This window comes from Peptoniphilus sp. oral taxon 836 str. F0141 (genome assembly GCF_000179335.1).
GTDB classification, from domain to species: Bacteria; Bacillota; Clostridia; order Tissierellales; family Peptoniphilaceae; genus Peptoniphilus_A; species Peptoniphilus_A lacrimalis.
Genome location: NZ_AEAA01000133.1, coordinates 1 through 5285 on the forward strand (window position 1 = coordinate 1; position 5285 = coordinate 5285).

General features: G+C 29.7%; 7 protein-coding genes. All 7 read left to right on the forward strand.

All coding sequences use genetic code 11. The features are described 5' to 3' along the window. The first annotated feature begins 422 nt into the window (after window positions 1-422). The gene (locus HMPREF9131_RS07300; protein WP_232202604.1) at window positions 423-1379 is read left to right on the forward strand and encodes a hypothetical protein; all 957 of its coding nucleotides are present in this window, start codon (window positions 423-425) and stop codon (window positions 1377-1379) included. A gap of 8 nt (window positions 1380-1387) precedes the next feature. Beyond that, window positions 1388-1651 carry a DUF951 domain-containing protein gene (locus HMPREF9131_RS07305; protein WP_009346220.1) on the forward strand — a complete coding sequence of 88 codons (264 nt, stop codon included), beginning with the start codon at window positions 1388-1390 and terminating at the stop codon, window positions 1649-1651. Between the two features lie 9 nt (window positions 1652-1660). Then, window positions 1661-2584: a MalY/PatB family protein gene (locus HMPREF9131_RS07310; RefSeq protein WP_009346216.1), complete on the forward strand. Its 924-nt coding sequence runs from the start codon at window positions 1661-1663 to the stop codon at window positions 2582-2584. Window positions 2585-2642: 58 nt separating this feature from the next. After that, complete coding sequence (locus HMPREF9131_RS08780) at window positions 2643-2852, forward strand: hemolysin domain protein (protein ID WP_009346221.1); 210 nt, start codon at window positions 2643-2645, stop codon at window positions 2850-2852. A gap of 366 nt (window positions 2853-3218) precedes the next feature. After that, a complete protein-coding gene (locus HMPREF9131_RS07315; protein WP_009346218.1) occupies window positions 3219-3443 on the forward strand; it encodes a FeoA family protein in 225 nt (74 codons plus the stop codon). Window positions 3444-3445: 2 nt separating this feature from the next. Continuing rightward, entirely contained in the window at window positions 3446-5107 is a 1662-nt protein-coding gene (gene feoB / locus HMPREF9131_RS07320; protein WP_009346219.1) for a ferrous iron transport protein B, read from the forward strand. Continuing rightward, window positions 5049-5285: nucleoside recognition domain-containing protein (locus tag HMPREF9131_RS08785; RefSeq protein WP_304411923.1), on the forward strand; the 237-nt coding region annotated here is incomplete at its 3' end. The genes feoB and HMPREF9131_RS08785, both read left to right, overlap by 59 nt.

A 5285-nucleotide genomic window follows, 5' to 3' on the forward strand; every position in this document is an offset into this window, starting at 1 on the left:
AAATTTATAAAATTTATAAAGAAGTAAAAAAGAATACAAGAAAGGATAAATAGGTATGCAACATATGCAAAGAGCTATATTACTTAGCAGATTATTTTATATATTATTTAATATTTGTCCACAGATTATTCAAATATATTTTCTATACAAAATATATAGATTAGTTAAAAAAGATTGATTTTTAATCAAAGTACCCTGGATTTGCTTTAAAAAATTCAGGGATTTTTTTGTTGGTATAATTTTTGAAGCTGATTTATACATAAATGTCAATATTTTTGATATAATAAATCGAGGAAGTGACTTTATTGAAAATTAAGAAAAATTACTTAATTATGCTTGGGATTTTAGCGGTTTTATTTTTATATATAATTATAAATAGTTCAAATTTTACAAAAACGAGGACCATAGTTAGGTTGAGGGGTTTGAATACTGGTACTTCTATTGAAGATTTTCACCTAACTAGCAAATCAATTCTTTTGTGGGGGGATAATACCTTATTTATTTGTGATAAAGATGGTAATATTTCCAAAAAAATTCAAAGAGATGATGATAAGTTAACTTGTATTTTTGTAAATAATTATACTTTTTTATATGACAAAGATTTGAAAAAGGTTTATCAGTATTCTGAGTTTGGAGAGCTACTTAATACTATTATAGTTCCTGGACAAATTTTGCATATCAGTTATGAAAATGCCAACATTGTATTTCATATTTTTGATAAGGATAAGGAAGTTTTATATATCTTATCAAATGATAATTCTCTTAGTGAATTTTATTCAACGTCTAATCAAATTTTAGTTCATGATATAGTTGATAGAAATAATTTTGCTGTTGGAGAACTACAAATTAGCGGAAATGGTTATAAATCTATTTTGAATATGACTCATGGTGGCAAAAACATAATGAAAACTATAAATTCTGAGGTTCTTATGTTTGTAAAAAATTCTGATAAATCTACCCTTTTTTTAAGCAATAAAAACTTATATAGATATTTGAATGATGGAGAGTTTTATTCTTCTGAAGTACCCAATATTTCAGATGTAATTGTTGATGGAAAGATCACATATCTTTTACATTCAGGAATTTTGTCTAAATTTAATTATAAACTTGAGGAAGTTGATAAGAAAATTATTGCTGCAAATGTTGATAAGATTGAGATGGTTTCTAATTCAATTTATGTTTACGGGCCATCTGATATTGGCGGCGAGATAGGAAGAAAGGGCGAATTTTATACAAGGCTTGGTTATTCTATTGATAAAATTGAAATAGAAGGTCTTACGATTGGAATGTTAAGGGATAACGAGTTGAACCTATATAAGATAAGTACAAAGAGAGTATCAAACGATGAAAGTAATGATTTAAACTTAAATTATGAATAGGAGGCTTTATGTTATATTATAAACTTGATGATATAGTAACCTTAAAAAAGGGACATCCATGTGGCGAAAATAAGTGGCAAATTAAAAGAACTGGAGCTGATATTAAGCTTGAGTGCTTGGGTTGTGGAAGATTAATTTGGATGAGCCGTATGGAATTTGAAAAGAGGGTAAGAAAGATTCTAGAAGGTAAAAAGTTTGTATCAATAGTCCACCATAAAAAAGATGATGATAAACTTGATGAAAAAGATGATGAGGACCTTGATGAAAATTAGGAGGCAATTATGAAATATGATTTTTTAACTAACCCCGATAGGAGAAAGAAAGGATCCAGAAAATATATGGTGATGTATAATAAAAATCCCCATCTTTCCAAGGACATTATTCCTCTTTCAGTAGCTGATATGGAATTTGTTACACCACCAGAAATAAGAGAAGGACTAAAAGATTTTTTGGATGAAGTGGTTTTAGGTTATAGCGGACCAAATGATGAATATTTTAAAGCTCTAAAAGCTTTTATGTATAGAAAACATAATTTTAAAATAGAAAATGACTGGGTGGTCAATACTAATGGTGTTGTGCTTGCATTTTTCAACTGTGTAAGGGAATTTTTAAAAAAAGACCAAGGGCTAATTATTATGCCTCCTGTTTATCCACCTTTTTTTAAGAGTGCAAAGTATCAAGGAAGAAAACTTGTTGAGTGTCCTCTTTTATGTGAAGATGGATATTACACAATAAATTATGAATTATTTGAAAAGCTTGCTAGAGATAAAAATAATAAGGCTCTACTTTTCTGCTCACCCCATAATCCTGTAGGCAGGGTGTGGAAAAGGGAAGAATTGGAAAAGCTCGGAAAAATTATTGTTAAAAATGACTTATATCTTTTTGCTGATGAAATACATAATGACATAGTTATGCCTGGATATGAACATACTGTGTTTCAAAGTATTTCAGATGAACTTTCTGAGAGAACCATTACTTTTACTGCTCCATCAAAAACTTTCAATCTAGCTGGACTTGGAGTTTCAAGTATAATTATAAAAAATAAGGATATGAGGGAAAAATTTGTTGATGGTCTAGAAAAAATTGGGGCTCATGCAAATTCTGCCCTAGCATATAAGGCAGCGGAAATTGCCTACAATGAATGTGACCTATGGCTTGAAGAAATGATTTGTGTGATAGATAAAAATCAAAAAACTTGTAAATAAATTTTTCAAGGAAAATTATCCCAAAATAAAAGCAAGGTTAATTGAAGGAACTTATTTAATGTGGATAGATTTCAGAGATTTGAATATGACTTATAAAGACTTGCAAAGCTTTATGGAAAATAAGGCTGAACTTTTCTTTAACGAAGGATATTTATTTGGAGAAGAAGGGCAGGGTTTCGAAAGAATTAATCTGGCACTGCCTGAAAAATCTTTGAGAGAAGCCTTGAATAGGTTAGATAAAGCTTTAAAAGAAATAAATTATAAATAAAATTATCCCATGGGCAGAATCCCATGGGATTTTCTATTGTAAATTACATTTAACTTTTATTTGAATATTTTTTATATAATTTATTATAAAAAATTTCCTGCAAAAGAGGAAAATAAAAAAGCTAGAAAAACAAGCATCCTTTTGTAATAGGGAAATTTAATAAGTTTCAAAATGAATTTTAAGACAAGCCCTAGCAAAAAAATCTAGCAAAAGGAATGCTGATAAGATAAAAAACTTTGGTGATAAAATTAATTTGCTTAAATCAATGAGATAAAAAAATGTTATGGTTATTTTATTGACATTAAACCTTTTAAGTTATATCATTACCTATAAGTTAAGTATACCTAATTATATTGGAGGTGTATTATGAATTTAGCTCAGATAGAACCGGGTCAAAGTGCAATTGTAAAGGGTTTTACAGAAAATTCAAAAATTCGGAGAAGACTTCAGGATTTAGGACTAATAAGCGGAACTAAGGTTAGGTGTATTTCAAGGTCGCCTTTAAAGGACCCAACCTGCTATATGATCAGAAGAGCAGTTATAGCTATTAGATATTCTGATGCAAAAGAAATAATTGTAAAGGAGCTTTAGTTATGGAAAAAGTGGTAGCCTTAGCAGGAAATCCAAATGTTGGGAAGTCTACAGTTTTTAATGCCTTAACAGGTCTTAAGCAACATACAGGGAATTGGCCAGGAAAAACAGTAGAATGTGCAAAGGGAAATGTTGAAGATAAAGGCAATAAATTTCAGCTTGTGGATTTGCCAGGATCATATTCACTTCTTGCTCATTCTGAAGAGGAAGAGATAGCGAGAGATTTCATATGTTTTGAAAAACCAGATGCTGTAATAGTTGTATGTGATGGCACAACTCTTGAAAGAAATATGAACTTAGTTTTACAGATTATGGAAACTACAAAAAATGTAATATTGTGTGTTAATTTGTTAGATGAGGCGAAAAGGAAAAATATAGAGATAAATTTGAATAAATTATCTGATATTTTAAAAATTCCTGTTATTGGAACAGCTGCAAGAAGTGGTAAAGGTCTTGAAAAAATTTTTCCAAGTCTTTATGAACTATTTTCTAATAAAAAGGATGATATTTATATTGTAAGATATCCAGAAGAATTAGAAAGGGAAATATCTATATTACAAGAAGATTTGGAAAAGTTTTTGCCAGATACTCTAAATGCCAGATGGGCTACTGTTAGAGTTCTTGAAGATGACAAAAGCTTTTTTGAGTCATTAAGTAAATATGAGAATATAGACTTATCAGCAAATAAAAATTTAGATGAAAAGATTAAAGCTTCCAGATTAAGACTTCAAGATAAGACCTATAATCTTGAAAAAATTAAAGATTCAATTGTTGAAGCCTTTGTAAATAATGCTGAAGAAATTTGCAAAGATACTGTAATTTATAAAAACAAGAACTATAATCAAAGAGATAGGAAACTTGATAAACTTTTTACCAGCAAGACTACTGGATTTCTTATTATGTTTTTACTTCTTCTAGGGGTTTTTTGGATAACTATAGCAGGAGCTAATGTTCCTTCAGATTTAATTAATAAGCTTTTATTTTCATGGGAGGATAATATTTTAGCTTTTCTAAAAAATATAGGTCTGCCCAAATCTATTTATGGTCCCTTAGTTTTTGGAGTATATAGGGTAGTGGCATGGGTTATTTCTGTAATGCTTCCCCCTATGGCAATATTTTTTCCTTTATTTACATTGTTAGAAGATTTTGGATATCTTCCTCGTGTGGCGTTTAATTTAGATAAATATTTTCAAAAATGCAATGCCTGTGGTAAACAAGCTCTAACAATGTGTATGGGCTTTGGTTGCAACGCTGCAGGAGTTACTGGATGTAAAATTATTGATTCACCTAGGGAAAGATTAATAGCAATTTTAACTAATAATTTTGTTCCTTGTAATGGAAGATTTCCTACAATTATTGCAACTATAACTATGTTTTTAGTTATGGGATTTGGAGGAGGATTTTTATCTTCATTATTTTCTGCATTTATTTTAGCCCTAGTAATAATTTTGGGAGTTTTTATAACAATTCTTGCTTCAAAAATTCTTTCTGAAACTTTATTAAAAGGAATTCCTTCTTCTTTTACCTTAGAACTTCCGCCCTATAGGGTGCCTCAAGTTGGTACGGTAATAGTTAGAAGTATTTTTGATAGGACAATTTTTTGTTTTGGGAAGGGCTGTTGTTGTTGCAGCTCCTGCTGGAATAATAATCTGGATACTTGCTAATATAAATTTTGGAGATATGAGCATATTAAATCATTTAGTAAATTTTCTTGAACCCTTGGCAAGACTCATGGGTCTTGATGGAGTAATCTTAACTGCCTTTCTTTTGGGCTTACCTGCTAATGAAACAGTTGTACCAATAATAATTATGACTTATTTGTCAAAGGGTTCCTTACTTGAA